The organism is Caulobacter sp. DWR3-1-2 (genome assembly GCF_049896225.1).
Lineage (GTDB): Bacteria > Pseudomonadota > Alphaproteobacteria > Caulobacterales > Caulobacteraceae > Caulobacter.
In genome coordinates this window covers 45,001-47,500 of record NZ_JAFCTW010000007.1, presented here as the reverse complement: position 1 = coordinate 47,500, position 2,500 = coordinate 45,001, and the positions used below count along the sequence as shown (strand labels likewise).

At 56.8% G+C, this 2,500-nt stretch carries 1 tRNA gene and 2 rRNA genes (1 of these 3 cut by a window edge); all 3 read left to right on the top strand.

Going from position 1 to position 2,500, the window contains the following annotated elements:
• Nucleotides 1–1,721: ribosomal RNA gene (locus ACP696_RS11855) — 23S ribosomal RNA — on the top strand; it begins 1,068 nt to the left of the window's first position.
• A gap of 104 nt (nt 1,722–1,825) precedes the next feature.
• Nucleotides 1,826–1,940 (top strand): 5S ribosomal RNA (rrf, locus tag ACP696_RS11850).
• Nucleotides 1,941–1,996: 56 nt separating this feature from the next.
• Nucleotides 1,997–2,073, top strand: a tRNA-Met gene (locus tag ACP696_RS11845).
• Nucleotides 2,074–2,500 lie beyond the last annotated feature (427 nt).

Below are 2,500 nucleotides of genomic sequence, written 5' to 3'. Positions count from 1 at the left end.
GTGGGTTTGCTTTGACAACCAGGATGTTGGCTTAGAAGCAGCCATCATTTAAAGAAAGCGTAACAGCTCACTGGTCAAGCGAACCTGCGCGGAAAATGTAACGGGGCTCAAGCCAGACGCCGAAGGTATGGGTTTGCACTTTGTGCAAGCGGTAGCGGAGCGTTCCGTAAGCCGGTGAAGGTGAGGCGTGAGCCTTGCTGGAGGTATCGGAAGTGAGAATGCTGACATGAGTAGCGATAAAGAGTGTGAGAGACACTCTCGCCGAAAGCCCAAGGGTTCCTGCGTAAAGCTAATCTGCGCAGGGTTAGTCGGCCCCTAAGGCGAGGCCGAAAGGCGTAGTCGATGGGAATCAGGTGAATATTCCTGAACCAGTTGGAAGTGACGGATCTGGTAAATTGTCTGGGCTTATTGGATTGCTCCGGGCAGTGAACAGGTCCCTGGAAATAACTCCAACGGAGACCGTACCCGAAACCGACACAGGTGGGCAGGTAGAGTATACCAAGGCGCTTGAGAGAACCATGCTGAAGGAACTCGGCAAATTGCACGCGTAACTTCGGGATAAGCGTGACTCTGCTTTGGGCAACCAGAGTAGAGTGGCACAGGCCAGGGGGTAGCGACTGTTTATCAAAAACACAGGGCTCTGCGAAGCCGCAAGGCGACGTATAGGGTCTGACGCCTGCCCGGTGCCGGAAGGTTAAAAGGAGTGGTGCAAGCTGCGAATTGAAGCCCCGGTAAACGGCGGCCGTAACTATAACGGTCCTAAGGTAGCGAAATTCCTTGTCGGGTAAGTTCCGACCTGCACGAATGGCGTAACGACTTCCCCACTGTCTCCAGCATGGGCTCAGCGAAATTGAATTCCCCGTGAAGATGCGGGGTTCCCGCGGTCAGACGGAAAGACCCTATGAACCTTTACTGCAGCTTCGCCTTGGCGTTAGCAACAACATGTGTAGGATAGGTGGGAGGCTATGAAACTTGGGCGCCAGTCCGAGTGGAGCCATCCTTGAAATACCACCCTTATTGTTGTTGACGTCTAACCGCGGCCCGTTATCCGGGTCCGGGACATGGCGTGGCGGGCAGTTTGACTGGGGCGGTCGCCTCCCAAAGTGTAACGGAGGCGCGCGATGGTGGGCTCAGACCGGTCGGAAATCGGTCGTCGAGTGCAATGGCATAAGCCCGCCTGACTGCGAGACTGACAAGTCGAGCAGAGACGAAAGTCGGCCATAGTGATCCGGTGGTCCTGCGTGGAAGGGCCATCGCTCAACGAATAAAAGGTACTCTAGGGATAACAGGCTGATTTTGCCCAAGAGTCCATATCGACGGCAAAGTTTGGCACCTCGATGTCGGCTCATCACATCCTGGGGCTGGAGCAGGTCCCAAGGGTTCGGCTGTTCGCCGATTAAAGTGGTACGTGAGCTGGGTTCAGAACGTCGTGAGACAGTTTGGTCCCTATCTGCCGTGGGTGTACGAGACTTGAGAGGATCTGTCCCTAGTACGAGAGGACCGGGATGGACACACCTCTGGTGGACCTGTCATGGCGCCAGCTGTGCAGCAGGGTAGCTAAGTGTGGAATAGATAACCGCTGAAAGCATCTAAGCGGGAAACTAACCTCAAAACAAGGTCTCGCTGAGAGCCGTGGTAGACCACCACGTTGATAGGCCAGGTGTGGAAGCGCCGCGAGGCGTGTAGCTTACTGGTACTAATAGCTCGATCGGCTTGATCGTTCTTCAGCCAAACCTATGCAAATGCGCAATGCGCTCAGACATATGATGTCTTCTTCAACAACATCACTCCAAAACAGGGAGTGATCATGCATCCTTTTTGCTGACCTGGTGGCTATGCCGGGGGTTCCCCACCCGATCCCATTCCGAACTCGGTCGTTAAGTCCCCCAGGGCCAATGGTACTTCGTCTCAAGGCGCGGGAGAGTAGGTCGTCGCCAGGTCCGCTAAAAGGATGCACAAAAGTCCATAACCCTACCCAAACGATAATCACCTCTGCCGCGGGGTGGAGCAGCCCGGTAGCTCGTCAGGCTCATAACCTGAAGGTCACAGGTTCAAATCCTGTCCCCGCACCCAAGATCTAATGGCCTCCCTCGGGAGGCCATTTTTCGTTGTGCGGTTGGCGCTCGGGATCCGAGCGATTTCGTCAGACTCCAACGCGTCAAAAAAATTGCCCTCGCGGTCGCAGCGCCGCCCTGGGCGCCCGCGAGGCAGCGAAAGTCACCCGGATCCAGGTGGCCCCTGTTCCGCTGGAAAGCTTGACCGCTCATCCGCCCGACCACGTTTAGCGGCGGGCGAGCCCGCCTTGACGCTTCTCGCGAAGATGCACGACGTCCGTCGAGATGCGAGGCGCCCACTTCAGTAGGCGTTGGCGGCTGACCCCGCCGCCGGGCGCCGAAGTTTCGGTTTAAGCGGCCTGCGAGGCCGGCTAAGTCATTGATGGCGCCCGCCGCGAACCGCAAACCGGCGTTGAGTCGGCGTGAAACCGCTCTCAGGGCGCTCT